At 65.4% G+C, this 16,542-nt stretch carries 9 protein-coding genes; 2 read left to right on the top strand and 7 right to left on the bottom strand.

Annotation, left to right across the window (positions count from 1 at the left end; translation table 11 throughout):
* Positions 1–186 precede the first annotated feature (186 nt).
* Positions 187–588 carry a hypothetical protein gene (locus QFZ83_RS12240; RefSeq protein WP_307506612.1) on the bottom strand — a complete coding sequence of 134 codons (402 nt, stop codon included), beginning with the start codon at positions 586–588 and terminating at the stop codon, positions 187–189.
* Between the two features lie 84 nt (positions 589–672).
* Here QFZ83_RS12240 and QFZ83_RS12235 point away from each other — a divergent pair, with 84 nt between their 5' ends.
* Complete coding sequence (locus QFZ83_RS12235; protein WP_307506610.1) at positions 673–3,858, top strand: error-prone DNA polymerase; 3,186 nt, start codon at positions 673–675, stop codon at positions 3,856–3,858.
* A gap of 558 nt (positions 3,859–4,416) precedes the next feature.
* On the top strand, positions 4,417–4,887 hold the full coding sequence (locus QFZ83_RS12230) for an SET domain-containing protein (protein ID WP_307506607.1): 471 nt from the start codon (positions 4,417–4,419) through the stop codon (positions 4,885–4,887).
* Positions 4,888–4,932: 45 nt separating this feature from the next.
* On the opposite strand, the gene QFZ83_RS12225 is transcribed toward QFZ83_RS12230, so the two are convergent.
* The 6 genes from QFZ83_RS12225 to QFZ83_RS12200 all read right to left on the bottom strand — a co-directional run bounded on the left by QFZ83_RS12225 (position 4,933) and on the right by QFZ83_RS12200 (position 16,524).
* Positions 4,933–5,433 (bottom strand): pentapeptide repeat-containing protein, encoded by a 501-nt coding sequence (locus tag QFZ83_RS12225; RefSeq protein ID WP_307506604.1) that lies wholly within the window; start codon positions 5,431–5,433, stop codon positions 4,933–4,935.
* A 201-nt stretch (positions 5,434–5,634) separates the two neighbouring features.
* A complete protein-coding gene (locus QFZ83_RS12220; protein WP_307506602.1) occupies positions 5,635–6,126 on the bottom strand; it encodes a hypothetical protein in 492 nt (163 codons plus the stop codon).
* A gap of 2 nt (positions 6,127–6,128) precedes the next feature.
* A complete protein-coding gene (locus QFZ83_RS12215) occupies positions 6,129–11,060 on the bottom strand; it encodes an RHS repeat-associated core domain-containing protein (RefSeq protein WP_307506599.1) in 4,932 nt (1,643 codons plus the stop codon).
* 56 nt (positions 11,061–11,116) lie between these two features.
* Positions 11,117–14,212 carry a type VI secretion system Vgr family protein gene (locus QFZ83_RS12210; protein ID WP_307506596.1) on the bottom strand — a complete coding sequence of 1,032 codons (3,096 nt, stop codon included), beginning with the start codon at positions 14,210–14,212 and terminating at the stop codon, positions 11,117–11,119.
* A gap of 112 nt (positions 14,213–14,324) precedes the next feature.
* Positions 14,325–14,483 carry a hypothetical protein gene (locus tag QFZ83_RS32760; RefSeq protein WP_373457502.1) on the bottom strand — a complete coding sequence of 53 codons (159 nt, stop codon included), beginning with the start codon at positions 14,481–14,483 and terminating at the stop codon, positions 14,325–14,327.
* Positions 14,484–14,526: 43 nt separating this feature from the next.
* Positions 14,527–16,524 (bottom strand): phosphatase PAP2 family protein, encoded by a 1,998-nt coding sequence (locus tag QFZ83_RS12200; RefSeq protein ID WP_307506593.1) that lies wholly within the window; start codon positions 16,522–16,524, stop codon positions 14,527–14,529.
* Positions 16,525–16,542: the final 18 nt, after the last annotated feature.

The raw sequence follows: 16,542 nt of genomic DNA, 5'->3' as shown, positions 1-16,542 counted from the left end.
TGACGCCTGATCTTGAAACCGTGTCCACGCAGTTCATTGCGTCCTCCGTGATGTCAGTCGCTCGCCAAAATCTCGGCTGACAACTGCCACTTTGTGCCCCCACCATCGAAACTTCACGGGCCAGTTGAAGTCCCCAAAATCTTCTGAAAGCAGACTTTCGAAGCTCGCCATCCGTGCCGCGACACATCAGATCGACCGCACCTCGAAGTACGCCTCGTCGGTGTCTCCCAAATCGCGGAAGCCCGCAGTCCGCGCTGCGTCGTAGGCCTTCGCCCATCGCTTGGCCAGCGCGATCTCGTTCTTCGCCAAGTCGCTCTCGCCTGACTCACTTGCGTTCCGGAATGCGCGCAGCGCCGGGAGCACATCGGTGCCGAGTTGGCGATCGAGCTCGTGTCTGAAGCGCTGCTCCGCGACCTTGACTGCATCCACTGCCGGGTAGTCGACGAGCCGCACCATGTAGGCGACTCTGGGTTCTGACACGGCTTCCTCAAATACGAAGGGCGCGTCGTCCTCGGAGGATTCCTGGAGGACGGCCTGGACCGGTGCATGGAGCGCCGGCCGCGGATAGAACAGTTCGGTTTGGTTCACGGTTTATTTCCTCTATCGGATCTGCCGGTGGGACAAGAAAACGAGTACTGGAGTTGTACGTGGAAGACTGTATAAATATACAGCATGACGTCCGACCCGCCACCGTTCGCCGAACTGCACTGCCGCTCCAACTTCACGTTCCTCGTGGGGGCATCCCAGCCCGAGGAACTGGTGCGCAGGGCGGCGGCCAAGCTCTACTCCGCCTTGGCGCTCACGGACGAATGCTCGGTCGCGGGCGTGGTGCGCGCCCATCTGGAAGCGCGGGAATGCGGCATCCATTTCATCGTCGGCAGCGAGATCCACTTCAAGACGACAGGCGGCGTGCCGTTCGCGCGGCTGGTGCTGCTGGCCCAGGACAGGCGCGGGTATGGCAACCTTTCCGAACTGATCACACTCGCACGTCGGCGCGCCGAGAAGGGGTCGTATGACGCGCGCATTGGGGACCTCGAAGGCAAGACGGCGAAAGCACCGCATCTGGCCGGCCTACCGGGTTGCCTGGCCCTGTTGATCCCAGAGAAGGACGCCACCGTCGAAAGCATCTTCGGCCAGTGCATGTGGCTGCGCACCTGGTTCCCCGATCGCGCGTGGGTGGCCGGGCCCCGGCCGCTGGAGATCGACGATGACCTGCGCTGCTGGACCATCGAGGAGGCGGCTGCGCGCGCCGGCCTGCGCATCGTGGCGACATCCAGCGCCCTGATGCACACGAAGATGCGCAAGGCGTTGCAGGACACGTTGACGGCCGTGCGCATCGGCCGCCCGGTTCAGACCTGCGGCTATGAGCTTCGTTCGAACGGCGAGCAGTACCTGCGCGGCCGTGCCCTGCTTGCCGAGCTGTTTCCGTCCGAATGGATGCGCGAGACCATCGAGGTGGCCCGCCGCTGCACGTTCTCCCTCGAAGAGCTGCGCTACGAATACCCCGAAGAACTGGTGCCGCCTGGTGAGACGGCGGCCTCGCACCTGCGCAAGCTCACCTATGCCGGCGCCGAGGCGCGCTTTCCGAAAGGGTTGCCGGCCAAGGTGCGCGCCCAGATCGAGCACGAGCTCAAGATCATTGCCGAGCTGCAGTACGAGGCGTACTTCCTCACCGTCGAGGACATCGTGCGTTTCGCGCGTTCGCGCAACATCCTCTGCCAGGGCCGGGGGTCGGCCGCGAACTCGGCCGTCTGCTACTGCCTCGGCGTCACCGAGGTCGATCCCGCACGCATGAACGTGCTGTTCGAGCGCTTCATCAGCGTCGAACGCAAGGAGCCGCCGGACATCGACATCGACTTCGAACACCAGCGGCGCGAAGAGGTGATGCAGTACATCTTCAGGAAGTACGGCCGCGACCGTGCGGCCATCACCGGTGTCGTGACCTCGTACCGCACGAAGTCGGCACTGCGCGATGTCGGCAAGGCGCTGGGTTTTCCGCTCGAGACCGTCGAGCGCCTGGCCAAGACGGCGTACGGCAACGAGGAGCAGTGGATCAGCGACGCGTGCCTTCAGGAAAACGAACTCGACCGGAACGCGCACCTCGTGGAACTGTGGCTGAACTTGGCCAAGACCGTGCGCGGTTTCCCGCGCCATCTGAGCCAGCACACCGGCGGCTTCGTGATCGCGCGCGACAAGCTGAGCCGGCTGGTGCCGGTGGAGAACGCGGCCATGAAAGACCGCAGCGTGGTGCAGTGGGACAAGGATGACCTGGACGCGCTGGGCCTCATCAAGGTCGACGTGCTCGCGCTGGGCATGCTCACGGCGATCCATCGCGCGCTCGACTTCATCGCCCTCAAGCGCGGCGCACCGATGCGCATGCAGGACGTGCCGGCCGAAGATCCCGTGACATACGCGATGATCCAGAAGGCCGACACGGTCGGCGTGTTCCAGATCGAGAGCCGCGCGCAGATGACGATGCTGCCGCGCCTGAAACCCGAGCGCTTCTATGACCTGGTCATCCAGGTGGCGATCGTCCGGCCGGGCCCGATCCAGGGCGGCATGGTGCATCCGTACCTGCGCCGGCGTGCGGGCGAAGAGCGCATCGAGTACCCCAGCGAGGACATCAAGATCGCGACCGAACGCACGCTGGGCATCCCCCTCTTCCAGGAACAGGTGATGCAGATCGCGATGCTCGCGGCCGACTTCACCGCTGGCGAGGCCGACCAGCTGCGGCGCGCGATGGGCGCCTGGCGCAAGCGCGGCGGACTCGAGGCCCACCAGCGCAAGCTGATCCAGCGCATGCTCGCCAAGGGCTATACGGAGGATTTCGCCAACCGCATCGCCAAGCAGGTGGAGGGCTTCGGCAGCTACGGCTTTCCCGAGAGCCACGCGGCGAGCTTCGCGCTCTTGGTCTACGTCAGTTGCTGGCTCAAGCGGCACCATCCCGATGCCTTCCTGGCGGCGTTGCTCAACAGCCAGCCGATGGGCTTCTATGCGCCCGCGCAGCTCGTGCGCGATGCGCGAGAGCATGGCGTCGTCGTGCGTCCGGTCGATGTGCAGTACAGCGATTGGGCCAGCACTCTCGAGGAGGTTGTCCAGAGTGCCCGTGCGTTGCCGCGTTGGGACACGAACTATGACGAACCGATTCGCGCGGTGAGGCTCGGCTTGTCGCGAATCTCCGGCATGCGGGAGGCTGCTGCCCAACGGATCGTTGCAGCGCGTTCGACGGGACCGTACCTGAGCGTCGAGGATCTGACCCGCCGCGCCGAACTCGATGGACACGACCTCAAATGCCTTGCTGGCGCAGATGCGCTGCTTGGATTGGCCGGTCATCGCCCGGATGCGGTCTGGGAAGCCGCGGGCGTGGACACGCGGCCGACGCGGATGCTGAGCGAGGCGCACACCGACGAAGCGCCAGTGCGCTTTGAAACGCCGCAGGAGGGTGCGGAGATTGCAGATGACTACGCGACGATGGGATTGACGCTGCGTCGACACCCGTTGGCGCTGTTGCGTCCGAAGCTCTCTGAGTTGGGCGTCCGCACGGCAGAGGAATTGCGATCGAAGGCGCGAGACCGACAGCAGGTGCGGGCGAGCGGCATCGTCACCCACCGCCAGCAGCCGAGCACGGCCAGCGGGGTGATCTTCGCGACGCTGGAAGACGAGACGGGAACGGTGAACATCATCGTCTGGCCCTCGCTGGCCGAAGAACAGCGCAAGACGCTGCGTGGTGCGATGCTGCTGACGGTGCACGGCACTTGGCAAAGCGAGAAAGGTGTCAATTCCCTCGTGGCCTGGCAACTGCTGGATCACACGGCACTGCTGGGAGGCCTACGGGTCAGCAGTCGCGATTTTCGATGAGAAAACGGGAAGCCCTTCGCGCGCCAAAGACGAACGGCCGGACCCAGGAGGCAGGGATATCGAATGACGGCTACGCAGCGATTGCGGACATCTGCAGGGCACATACGAATGGGTAATATCGGCCGAACCGGCTCTTCGCCGTGCCGGCAGATGTGCCAACAAGCGGACGTCCACGGTTTTCGGCACAGTCCCTTCGAAAGAGCACGGATGTGGGGATCCGACGATTCCACGTCCACCTTGCACCATCGCGATCAATCAACGATTTCTGCTGGCCTTCCCACTGGCCGAAGGCACCCCGAACTCGGACTCACTGCAACTGGCTGGTGATGACGAGTGGCGTACACCGAACCGATCTCGCAGTCTTTGACTGCTATCAGACGGGCAGCGCCTCGCGAGAGACCTCAGAGAAGAAGGCTTTTCATACCCCACCGCGATATTCAGGTCGCTCTCGGCTCGTTTCTTGCGAGCCGCTTTGACCAATCCCTTGGGCTGGTCAACGTTACGACGAAGTGCGGTGAGCATTCATCGACGACGCAGTCCATGCAACGAAGGGAATTCATGCCCGATCACGCTATTTCAGATCATCCACACATAGAAGTGCGGCACAGCGACGTACACGGCGCAGGCGCCTTCGCGCTTTGCGATCTGCCGCCAGGCTCTCTCATCGGGATCTACACGGGTCGACGCTACAGCGCAGACGAGGCCCACGGCGAGGATTGGGACAACCGGCTGACCTATCTCTTCGGCCTGTCCGACGGCACGACCATCGATGGCGCCGAAGGGGGCAACGCGACACGGCACCTAAATCACGCCTGTGAGCCGAACTGCGAAGCCCAAGAGGAGCATGGAGAAGGCGGGCAGCTCGTGCTGCGCATCGAAGCGATCCGCCACATACGCGCCGGCGAAGAGTTATTCATCGACTACGCGCTGAACGTAGATGCGAATGCCGATCCCCAAGACTATCCGTGCCGCTGCGGTTCGGTCAGGTGTCGCGGCACCCTGCTGGCACCACTGGCCACGTCGGCCTGAAGTGAACCTACGCAGTCACCGCGCGGGTTTCAACCAGGTCCTACGTCACATCGTATTGATCTGCGCGTTGCGCAACTCCAACCGTTCGAAACGGCTGCCGGTGAAGTCGACCATTTCGCCGCGCAGCCCGTCGGCGCGGACATGGTTGCCTTCGCAGTTCAGAACCGCGACTCGTGTCCAGCGGCCGTTGTCGAAATTCAGGTTGTGCCAGGTGCAGCGGTTGAAGGTGCAGCCGCTCAGTTGCGCGGCGCCAAACTGCGAGTTACTGAAGGCGCAGCCGGTGAAAGTGCAGCCCGTGATGGAAATGCGCTCGAAGTCGCACGCGGTGAAGGTGCAGGCGTTGAACTGGCAGCCGGTCCAGCCCGCGTTCTGGAATGTCGTGGCGGTGAAGCTGGTGCCGGTAAAGGCGCTGGAGGCGAACTGGGCAAGGTTCAGATCAAGACCTGCGTAGGCGAACGTGTCCGCCTGGCCGATGAGGCCGGCAGGGGCGCCGCCTGCACCTTTGCGCCAGAGGTTGTGGTTGAGGATGATGAGTTGGGAGGTCACATTAGCGCCCGATCGGAAATCAAAAAGGCGCCCGGGATTTTTTAATTACGGCTCGCCATGCAAAACCAGAAGTCCTGCTGCACTGCGTCCTAGACAGCAAATTTGGTGGCGGCTCCCCCCGTAAGGTTTATCCGGCAAGGGGCCGCGCTCGCAAAGATCAACGAGCCTGGGAGAATTATCCAAGCTCCCCGTAGCCCATACTCACTTGGCAATTCCCGCAACAGGAGAATTCGAATAAACAACCATCCGGCCTTCTGGATATTCCCCATCCCAACCGCATGGAATACCGCCCAGCAAATAGGCCTCTTCCACGTTTTTCCATAGCAAATCGACTTTGCCGTATGCATAGCAATGAAGCAGTCGGGAAACGTCGCCCTGCATGTTGTAGATCAACGGGGCTTCATCGAGCCCGGAGTAATCTTTACCAGACATCTGATCCAGTACTTCGAGAATTTTCTTCTCCACAGAACGCGGCATGTCGGGCCAGGCTGGGGTCACCGATTCCAGCAAGCCTTGCCAATCCTCGAACTTCTCTCCGCTGTCGTCCGTCGAATACTCGGCGGCCAGCGAGGCATCGAAAATCAACTTGATTTTTTCCTGGCCTCCTCGGTAGGCGCCATCAAAAAACACGGGTTGGCTCAAAAAGTCAAAAAGTGCCTTGGCGTCAACCACTACCTGATCCCAGTTTTTCATGATCAATTTCCTCTGATTATTTCGCGCATCGAATTCATCCAGTTGACCTGGACCCCGCTTGTCGTGCCGCCCTTCCCTGCATACATTGAAAGCGTACCGCTTTTCAACTGGCTGGACGATGCTGCTTGAATTGCTTTTATCTTCGTGCAGCCGCTGACCTTGGGGATTTTAAGTCTATCGGCGGCTTTTAAAGCCCCTCGAATAGCGTACGTATACCCGGCGTGATATCCATTATGCAAAGTCTTCCCAAACCCGGGACCCGATCGAGCCGCAACCGTGTTGTCTTTGGGGAGTGCAATCAAATTACTTTCGTCATCGACGTCAAATTGAGGGCATAACTTCTTTGCCAGTGCCACCGTCGTGCCATCTTTTGGAATGATGTGATGAACTTGATAACCGGCAGGGAGTGGGCCGTGTAGCCGTTCCCAATTCTCTTGGTAACCCGATTTAAGGCCGACCGGATCAGTCCAGCCAGTCGGATTCGGCGCATACGCATGCAAATTATTCCCGCCATACAGCGCAATCGGATCCCGACTCACAAACCGCCCGCTGTGCGGATCGTAATACCGGTGCCGGTTGTAATGCAGTCCGGTCTCCTCGTCCAAATACTGTCCCTGGAAGCGGATCGGATTCCGTATTCCCGCGCTCTCCGCCGCCTGCCCAATCACCTCTCGCGCTTCGCCCCAGGCCCGGTACTGCGCCGACCACGCGATGCGGCCTTCGTCGTCGGTCAAATCCTGCGGCGTGCCGAGGTGGTCGCACTGGTAGTAGCAGATCTCGTCCTTCGCGAAGGGCTGCGCGACCGGCTCGGTGGTCCATAGCGGGTCGCGCGCCACATCGTAGTCGCCCTCCTCGGCCACCATGGCCGCGTAGTCCGGTGTGGCGTGCAGGGCGATGGCCTGCTGCTTCCGGGCCTGCAGCAACGGCCGGAAGCTGCCGGGCTCGTAGAGGTAGTGAACGGTGCGGGCCAGCGCTTTGACGGACTTGCCGTTGTCGGCGACGCTCTCCACACTTTCGTACGCGAGCATGTCGCCGTCCCAGCCATACACGGTGCGGCCCTTCGGGCTGAGCTTGGCGACGCGGCGGCCCAGTGCGTCGTACGCGAAGGTGGTCGTCCCCTGCTGGTGACTTTTGGCCGCGACCATGCGGCCGAAGCCGTCCCACTCGAAGCTGGTGCGCTCGCCGTTGCGCACGCGCTCGACGAGGTTGCCCTGTGCGTCGTAACGGTACGTGGTGCCGGCGTAGTCCTTGAGCAGGTTGTCCAGCAGCTTGTGCGCGGCCACCGGGCTCGGGACGCGCGCTTCAGGCAACGAGTCGTCCCGAAGGCCGGTGCCGCGCGATGTCGCGGCCGACTGCCCCGGCGCCTCGGGCGAGCCGGGCGCAGCGATGTTGCCCGCGGGATCGAAAGCGAAGACTTCCCGGCCCAGCGCGCTGTTGGCCTGGACCAAGCGGCCCACCGGGTCGTAGCGGTAGTCGAGCCGGCCGCGCCGGGTGTCGCCAATGCCGATCAACTGCCCGACCTTGTCGTAGACATAGGTGCGGCGGACCAGCACGCCGCCGGCGTTGCCCGTTGCAGCAGCGGCTGGTGCCGCTGTCGTGGCTTCCGCCGTGGACGTGATCCGCTGCTCGAGCAGCCGCCCCATCGGGTCGTAGTCCAGGCTCTGGGTCAGCCCGTTGCCCTGTTCCCGCGCGACTTCGCGGTGCAGGTCGTCGCGCTCGAAGGAAAGGATGTCCTGCCCGTCCAGCATCAACCCGTGCACATGGCCCGAGCCGTAGGTTAGAAGGCGCACCTCGTGGCCATCGGGCCGCGTGCTCACGATGCGGTTGCCCAGTTCGTCGTACTCGTGGCGCCACACGGCTGTCATCGGCTTGTCCGACGCGCTCCTTTCAGCGTGGAGGTAGTGCAGGTGCTCGCGCACCGGATTGCCGACCGCGTCGTAGAACCACTGCAGCCGCGCATCGCGGTTGTTTGCGGCCACCAGCCGTCCCGTGGCGTCATAGCCGAAGGTCTCGCTGGCCTCGCCCGCGGTGCGCTCCAAGAGGCGCCCCATTGCGTCGAAGCGCATGTCGATGGACTGCAGCGGCTGCTCGATCTTCTCCAGCACGCCGTTGAATTCGGCGTACGCGTAGCCGGTCTTCTGGCCGTCGAAGCCGACCTCGGCGAGCAGGCGGCCGACCGGGTCGTAGGCGAAGGTGTAGCTGCTGCGGTTTTCGTTGTCGAGCTGCACGAGTCGGCCGAGCTTGTCCCAGCGGTAGGTGAGCTGCCGGCCCGCTGCATCGGTGCGCCGCGCGATCAGGCCGGCCTCGCTGTAGCCGTAGCGAGTCGTGCGGCCGAGCACGTCGGTGTGTGCGATGAGGCGCCCCTCGGCGTCGTGGGCGAAGCGTTCGGTGCTCTGGTCGGGGTTGACGATGGCTTCGAGCTGCCCGCGTGCATAGCGGTAGTGCGTGGACTGGCCGGCAGCGTCGGTGCTTTGGATCAACCGGCCGCGTGGGTCGTAGGCCCAGGTGGTGGTCTTGCCCGAGCAGTCGGTGCGCGACAGCAGCTGGCCCACGGTGTTGTAGGCCATGCGGGTGATGCCGCCCTTCGCATCGGTCACGCGCACGGGGAGCCCGGCCTTGTCGTATTCGTACTTTGTCTTGTGGCCGAGTGGGTCGGTCTCTTCGACGAGGTTGCCCTGCGCGTCGTACGCGCGCAGCCACACCTGGCCTTCGGGATCGAGGATCTTCACGAGGTTGCCGCTGTCGTCCCAATCGAGGTGGATCTCGCTGCCGTCGGGGCGCGTCTGGCTCACGAGCTGGCCCTCGGCGTCGTAGCCGAAGTGTTCGACGCCGCCGTTGGGCTGGATGTGGCGAACGATGTTGCGGGCCTCGTCTCGGAAGAACCATTCCTCGCGCAGGTCGGGGTGGACCATGCGGTAGGTGTAGCCCAGCTCGTCGTAGTAGTAGCGGGTCTCGTGACCGAGCGCATCGGTCACGGTCGTGAGGCGGATGTGCTCGGTCCAGCGCACGCGGGTGTCGAAGCTGCCGTCGTCCATCCACTCGCGCACGGCGCGGGAACTGGGGGCGGTGCCGTCGTAGGCGAGGTTCACGCCGCGCCCGGTACGATCTTCGTAGCGGGTCAGCAGGTGGTGGTCGTACCGGTAGTGCCAGGCGGCGGAGGTGCGTTGCTGCTGTGCCTCGTCGACGGGCTCGCTCGTCACAGCGGCCGTGATGGGCCCGTTCTCGTCCTGCGCCTCGACAAGATCGCCGTTCGCGTCGTAGCTATAGGCGGCGAGTTGACGCACGAGCTGCCCTTCCTTGATTTCCCACACGCCCGTGAGCCGCCCCGCCGCATCGATGCGCGTGCCCGCATGGGCGATGGTCTCGGCGCCCTGCTTGACCATGACGTCGCTGAGCACCGTGTGCGCCGGCCGCAGCGGATGCGCATGGTCATAGCGCAGCCCTACGCTCGGGCCTGCGCGCATCTGCATGAGCGCGAGCCGGAAGAAGCCGCGCTGGCCGTCGAGCGCCGGAATGCGCTCGTAGGTCTGCATCCAGTCGCGGCCCTGGTTGACCGTCAAGAGATCGGCCGAAAGGCGCACGAGCGTCAGGTCTTCGATAACGTCGCGGTGCGTCTGGCCGACGGCGAGCGCGGGGTAGCGCTTCGTGCGGCCGTCTTCGGCGTGATAGAGGAAGGCGCCCTCGCTGCCGTCATCGAGCAGCTCGATGTCCAACTGCGTCGTGTAGGGCGTGATCCAGCGCGCGCCCAGCACGCCCAGGTCATACGCCGCGAGGTCCGAGCGGTAGGTGCGGCTCCAGGTGATCGGCAACGCACCGGGCAATTCGAAGTCGGTGTGCGTGAGCGTTTCGGCGCCGAGGCTCAAGGAGATGGAGCGCGCCGTCGCCGACCCGGGGCACTTGCAGGGGCGGCCATCTGCGGTGCTGCGCTTCTGCCGCCTGCGCGGCTCCAGCGTGCCGGGGCCGCGCTTGTCCTTGACGTTGTTGACCCTGCGCGGATGCACCGTGCCGCCCCGCTTGCGCTTGAGCTTGGGCGCGACCTCCAGGATCTTCATCAGCAGCCAGCCGATGCTGAACATCGTGCCGGGGTCGACCAGCTCGAGCATCTTCTTCGCAGCCAGCTTGCCGAGTGCGCGCATGGCCTTGGCAAGGGACTGGATGTGCGTCCTGAATTCGGGCGAGATGTAGGTGGCCACGCTGGAAGCGCCGCCCAGCGCCATGTTGGCGGCCTCCTTGTTGCCCGCCACGAACATGTTCTTGGCCGCGCGCAGCAGGTGCTCCGATTTCTCGAGCGGGTCCCACCACGAGGTGCGATCCGCGGCCTTGAGCGCGACGTTCGCGGAGCGCACGCTGGTGTTGGAATTGAACAGGTGCCCATCGAGCGCCGATAGCAGCGCATCGGCCAGTGCGTTGGCCAGCTTCTCCGCGAACTTGCCGCACTCCTCCAGCATGGCTCTCAGCTGCTTCTGCGCGGTCTGGATGAACTCCTCGAGCTCGCCCTTGATGGCGTTCGCCAGGTGCCCCGCGATGAGGATGAGGAAGTCTTCCGCGAGGTTCTTCACGCCCTGCTTGAGCTTCTGCTTGGCGAGCTGCAGCGGTGCGCGCAACGCCACGCGCGCCGGCCCCGTTCCGGGCATCGGGATCACGCCGATGGCGTCGACGCCCAGGTTCACCCACGAGATGAACGACACCTCCTTGCCCGCCTGCTTCAGGTCGTTGATCTCGATGATGTCGTAGACCACGTCGGAAAACGCGATGAGGTTCGAGACGCCCGGAATCGCGTTGCCCACGGTCTTGAGGCGCTCGAGCGTGACGATGCCGTCGGTGTTCTCGCGCAGCCACTTGTCGAAGGGGCTGAAGCCCTCGACTACCTCGGAGGCGCTGATCCGCTCGAGCGGTTCGATCGCGTATTCGCCAGCGTCGGCAGATTCGGCCATGAAGTGGAGTCCCTGGAATTCGGTTGTTCGTTGTCGGTTGCTCGCCCGCGACCCGCTCAGCCCACGAAGCCGGGGATCTTCAGACCCGCGATCTCGGGCAGTGCCGCGGTTGCGGTCGTTGTTGCGCGCGGCAGCAGGTTGGCCGCGGCGTCGGCCAGCTTGGGAGGCATGAGATGACCCACGGAACCCGCAGCCTGCGCCGCCGCGCCCATGAGCGAACCCGCCGGGTTGCCCAGCAAGCTCGCGGCCCCGCCCGCGACGCCGGCCAGATCGCCCTTGCCCACCGCCTGCAAGGTGCGCGCGGCCTGCAGGCCCGATTGCACGGTCTGCGCGAGGCTGGCGAGGCCGCCCGCATCGGCCGCGATGCCGCTCTTTCCGAGCACGCCTGCGACCTGCCCCATCGCGGCCTGCGCTGCGCCGCCGAGACCTCCTGCACCTTCCGCACCCGCGCCACCGGCCGCATCGTTCCTCGGCTTGCCGAAGTAGCTGCCCTCCTCCCATGTCTGGCTCCGGTCATCGCCGAAGGTGACGCTGGCAGGCCCCGGGAACAGCCCCGCGACGCTGGCAAAGCCGTTCGCATCGAGCTTGCCGGTCTTGACGGTGCCCAGTGCATCGACCACCTCGTAGTCGCCGCGCTTCACGCCGCGCTGGTCGGCCACGTACTTGTTGAAGAGTTCGAGCGTGCCGTTGCCCGGCGCGGGCGGCGCGGGGAACGAGGCCGGTTGCGTGTCGGGGCCGATCAGCGAATGCGAAGCCGCATGCGCGACCCACGCGCCGCTGGTGCCGCTGCGAATGCCTTCGGCGCTCCAATGCGTGTAGCTGCCCGCGCCGACGATGGTGACCTTCTGCTTGGCGGTGATCACGATCTCGTCGGCGGTCTGCGTGATCTTGAGCTTGGCGAGCAGGTTGATGTTGTCCTTGAGCGCCTGGATGTCGATGTCGCCGTTGGCCGCGACCAGCTTCATGCCCAGCATGTAGGCGAACACGCGCACCGACTCGATGGCGCTCGCGAGCAGCCGTTTGCCCACCGAAAAACTCATGTGCTGCGCACTCGTCAGCGCCACGTGTTCCTCGCTGTGCAGGTGCGTCGACTTGACCGAGGTCGCCGCGATGCCGGCCGGGCTCGCCAGCACCATGTGCGGCTGCGTCAGCTCCGGAAACTCGCCCTGCTGCGGGTTGCCGCCCGCGCCCTTGACCGCCTCGCTCTGCCCCTTCAGGGCCTTGCCGACTTCCTCCTGGTCGCCGCCCTTGTCCTGCGCCTGGTGCTGCTGCGCGAGGTCGGCCAGGCTCTCCTGCTGGTCCCCGGCATTCGCGAGCCGCGCCACGGTCTCGGCCATGTCGGTGATGTGCGCCTGCGCGTTGGGGCGCGGCTCGGTGCTGATAAGAAGGCCTGCCATCGCGCGGATCGCGCCGTGGCCGTCGGTGCGCAACTCAAAGCCCTGGCCGCGCTCGTCCTTGCGGCCCGCGTTGTCCTCGATGCGCGCGATGTGGCCAAGGCTCAGCTGGCTCGCGTCGTGGTCGCTGCGCAATTGCGCCTGGATCTTCCCCTGCGTGTCGTCCAGGAGAAGGTGATTGCTCTTGCCCCCGGGCTCGTTGCCCGAGCCCTCGGCCAGTTCGCGGCTGCGCAGGCCCATGAGCGCCTTCTGCCCCGGCAGCGCCCACGGCGGCATGCGCTGTGCGTTGTAGACCACGCCCATCACCACCGGATGGTCGGGGTTGCCGTCGAGGCACTGCACCACCACCTCGGAGCCCACGCGAGGGAATGACACCATGCCGGTTTCGCCGCCCGCCCAGTTGCTCAGCACGCGCACCCAGGCCGAGCTTTTCTCGTCGTTCCGGCCTTCGCGGTCCCAATGGAACTGGATGCGGATGCGCCCGAACTCGTCGGTGTGGATGCTGCCCTCGCTGGCCGGTCCGACCACGGTGGCGGTCTGCGGCGCCAGCACGCGCTGCTCGACGCTGTGAAAGCCCCGGCCCGGCATCCATGCGACGAAGCGGCGGCTGCAGATGAAGCTGTTTCTGTACTCGGCCCGCGAACCCTTGGGCCGGTCTTGCGCCGCGGCGCCGGGGTCCTGCAGGTAGTTGTTGGTCGCGCGGTGGTCCACCGAGAGGATGAGGAATTCGCTTTCGGAGCCGTCGCCCTGCGTGCGCCCGAAGTGGTCGGTCAGCCGGAACCAGCGGCCCGGTAGCACGAAGCGGTTGTTGCCCTCGGCCTCGAAGCGCTTAGCCTTCGCCTCGATCTCGCCGATGCGCCGCCGCGCCACGCCCTCGCCTTCGAGCGAGGTCTTGAAGTGGCGCGCGCCGCCGTACTCGTGCACCTCCAGCTGGGGCACGTCGCCCTGCTGGTTGTTGCTGGGCATCTCGGCGTGCTGCGGGCGCGGGCTCTTGAAGTCGAAGGCGCTCACGGCCGTTTGCGCCGAGACCAGTCCGCGCACCGCGCTCCACTGGCCGATGGCGTCTTCCTCCTCAGCGCCGCCTTCGTCCTGGAAGCGGATGCCGAAGGACGAACCGTCCACGGCCTTGGCGAGCGTGCTGTCGTCGCACACATGCAGCGTGTGGCCCTCGGCCGAGTGCTCGTACCAGTAGCTGTAGCCTGCAGCTTCCCAGCGCCGGTGCAGGTAGTTGTGGTCGCTCTCGCCGCCGGCGCCGCCGCCCTGCACGGCCATCGTGTGGGGCGCGTCTTCGCCGCGCACGAACCACTCCCACTTGGGCAGCACGCCGTAGTCGTTGAAGATGGCCTCGGTCTGCGCGCGCAGGGTCTGCCGATGAAAGAGCCGGTTGTTCGCGCGCAGCCGCAGGTACTGGAGCCAGGGGCCGAGGCGGGCTTCGTAGAAGGCCAGGTTGCCGTCGGTGCGCACGAGCCGGAACCCGAAGACGATGCCGGTGAAATGGCGCAGCGTGCCGTCGGGCCGCACGAGCTCGACCGAGAGCATCTTGCCCTGAAGGTCCTTCAGGGCCAGCGTTGCATTGCTGCTGAGCAGCCCGACGGTGAATTCGAAATCGCGAGAAAGGCCCTCGGACGCATGCAGCGTGTTGACCACGAGGTCGGCCCCCGACGGCTCCCCGCCCTGGGGGAACGACAGCCGCAGCAGCCGGTCGTGCTGCCGGTCGGCGACAAGCTCCGCGAGATGACGACCCGACAGGCCGCTCATCGGATGCACCCGTGCAGAAACGATCTCGCCACGATGTGGTTCACGCTGACTCTCCCTCCTGTCGGCTCTTGAAAAAATGCCGTCCTCGGGAGCTTCGACGCCAAATATGTCGTCAGCTTGACAACTGTTCGGGGAACTCGGAAACGCTGGCGTTCATGCGCTCACGCACGAATGAAAAAGTAGCAGACACGAAGAAAAGCGACCAGGGCATGCCGGCACAAAATCGAAGTCGGTCGGCGATCAGCGCGAAGCTGATGAAGCCGACGAACATCACGTCTCGCTTCTCTGAGCGAGAGAAAATTCTGCGGAAACCCTCAGGCGTCGAAGCGCACGATGAGTTGCGTCCCCGTATAGGTCGGCGTGACCTTGAAGCCCGGCGCGTTGATGGCCGAGAACCGGCCGGTCAGCGCGCCGCTGCTGATGACGGTGAGCGTGTCGCCCGCGCGCGGCGCAAAGCCGGGCTTGAAGCTCAGGCGCAGCGTTCCGTCCAGCGCAGCCACGCCGGCCACGCTCAGGCTGCCGGCACCGCCGGCGCCGACGTTGAGCTGCAGCGTGGTACCTGCCAACTGCGTGTAGGCGCCCGCCATCGTGAGCGTCGAAGGCGCGTTGCAGACCAGCGTGCCACCGCCGACGTAGACATTGCCCTTGCCGAAAGCCGACGCTGCATCCGCCTGCAGCGTGCCTTCCGCAAGCTGCGTGCCGCCCGCGTAGCTGTTGCTGCCGCCGAGCGCGAGCGTGCCGCTGCCCTTCTTGGTGAGCTTGCCCGCACCGGAGATGTTGTTGCGCCAGCTGTCCAGCGCATTGAAGCCGCCGAGGCTGGCGTCCATGGTCACGACCACGTCGCCGTTGAAGACGCCGTAGCCATCGGCCGCGTCGAACAGGTTGAGGCGGCCCCAGCCTTCGGGGTCGTCCATCACCGGGTAGCCAGAAGCCACCGCCGTGGTCTTGAGCACCACGCGACGCTGCGAGGCGTCCAGGTACGGCAGGCGCGTTTCGAGCAGCACTTCGGCGCCCTTGGGGACCACGGCCGGCTTGGTCGCGTCGGCCACCTGCTTGAAACCGAAGGTCAGGCGGCGCAGGTAGTCGGCCTTGCTCGCGGCATGGTCGGCGAAGCGGTCGACCGCGGCGCCCTGCGAATGGGCAAAGCTGTTGAAGGCGGCGGCATCGCTCGCACCCACCGCGGTCATCAGCACGGACTGCGCCTGTGCGTAAGCGGCGCTTTTGCGCGTGACGTTGGCGCCGGTGGCCAGGCTCGCGGCCGCCGCGGCCTGGCCCTGCAGGCGCCCGCCGACCACGTCCAGCGGCGAATGCATGCCGGCCAGAATGCGGTTCTCGCCGAGTTCCAGGCCACGCGCCACCATCTCCTGAAACCGCTGCGGCACCACGTAGCCGAACGCGATGGCCTTGCGCACGGCCTCGGCCGTGTGGCCGCTCACGAAGCCGCCGTCGGTGGTGGGCGTGCTGCTCTTGGCGGGCTCCAGCGCAGGCACCGCCTTCACGCTGCTGCTCCAGCGCCATGGGCGTGCGTACTTATAGAAGCGCTTGGCGGGTTCGGTGGAGGCGTTCTCGCCGATGTTGTTGAGCAAGTCCACCACGGTGCCGAACGTAGGGTTGGCCGACCCGGGCACGCCGATGTCGCTGCCGGTGTCGTTGTAGAGCTTGGTGGTCGCGTCGGCGGCAATGCCGGTGATGGTGGTGCTCTGCTGGGTGGCTGCGCGCCAAGCGTCGGTGAGCGGGCCCATGCCGTCGCTGATGCTGTAGCCCTTGCCACGGCGATCGTCCAGGTAGGCGGCCAGCTCCTGCGCACTGGTGCGCGCATTGGTAGCGTCGACGACGTACTGGATGTTGCCGTTCAGCACCGCGGTGTTGAGGATCTTGCCGTCGGTCGCGTCTCCCGGAGTGCCGCTCCACGTGGACGCGACGACGGCCGGAAAGCTACCCTGCGCGGGGGCCGATACGCCTGCATCCACCAGCAGCGTGCTGGGCTGCCAGAAGTCGAGGAAGCCTGCGACCACACGCACGCCCGCATTGGTTTCCTTGGTCGCGAAGCGCGCATCGCCGCGCTGGTTGGTCGCGACGTTGTCGACGAATGGCGGTATGGCCGCCGTGTCGGGCACGGGCGCAGCGTCGGTGAAGCCCAGGTCGTTCGGCGGACCCGCCACGACAACGGCAGGCGGATTCGTGGTGGTCGGCGGCGTGCCGACCATCGGGAACGAGGCACCGCCGTCGCTGCCGCCGCCGCATGCCGAAAGGCAAAGGGCTGCGACGAGGGTGATGGCGAAGGGACGGCTGAATAACGGGAGGGACGACATGGTGAGATAGATGGAGAA

The organism is Variovorax sp. W1I1, from assembly GCF_030815625.1.
GTDB classification, from domain to species: domain Bacteria; phylum Pseudomonadota; class Gammaproteobacteria; order Burkholderiales; family Burkholderiaceae_C; genus Variovorax; species Variovorax paradoxus_C.
Note: the sequence above shows the minus strand (reverse complement) of the source record. Positions and strands in the feature narration are given on the sequence as shown.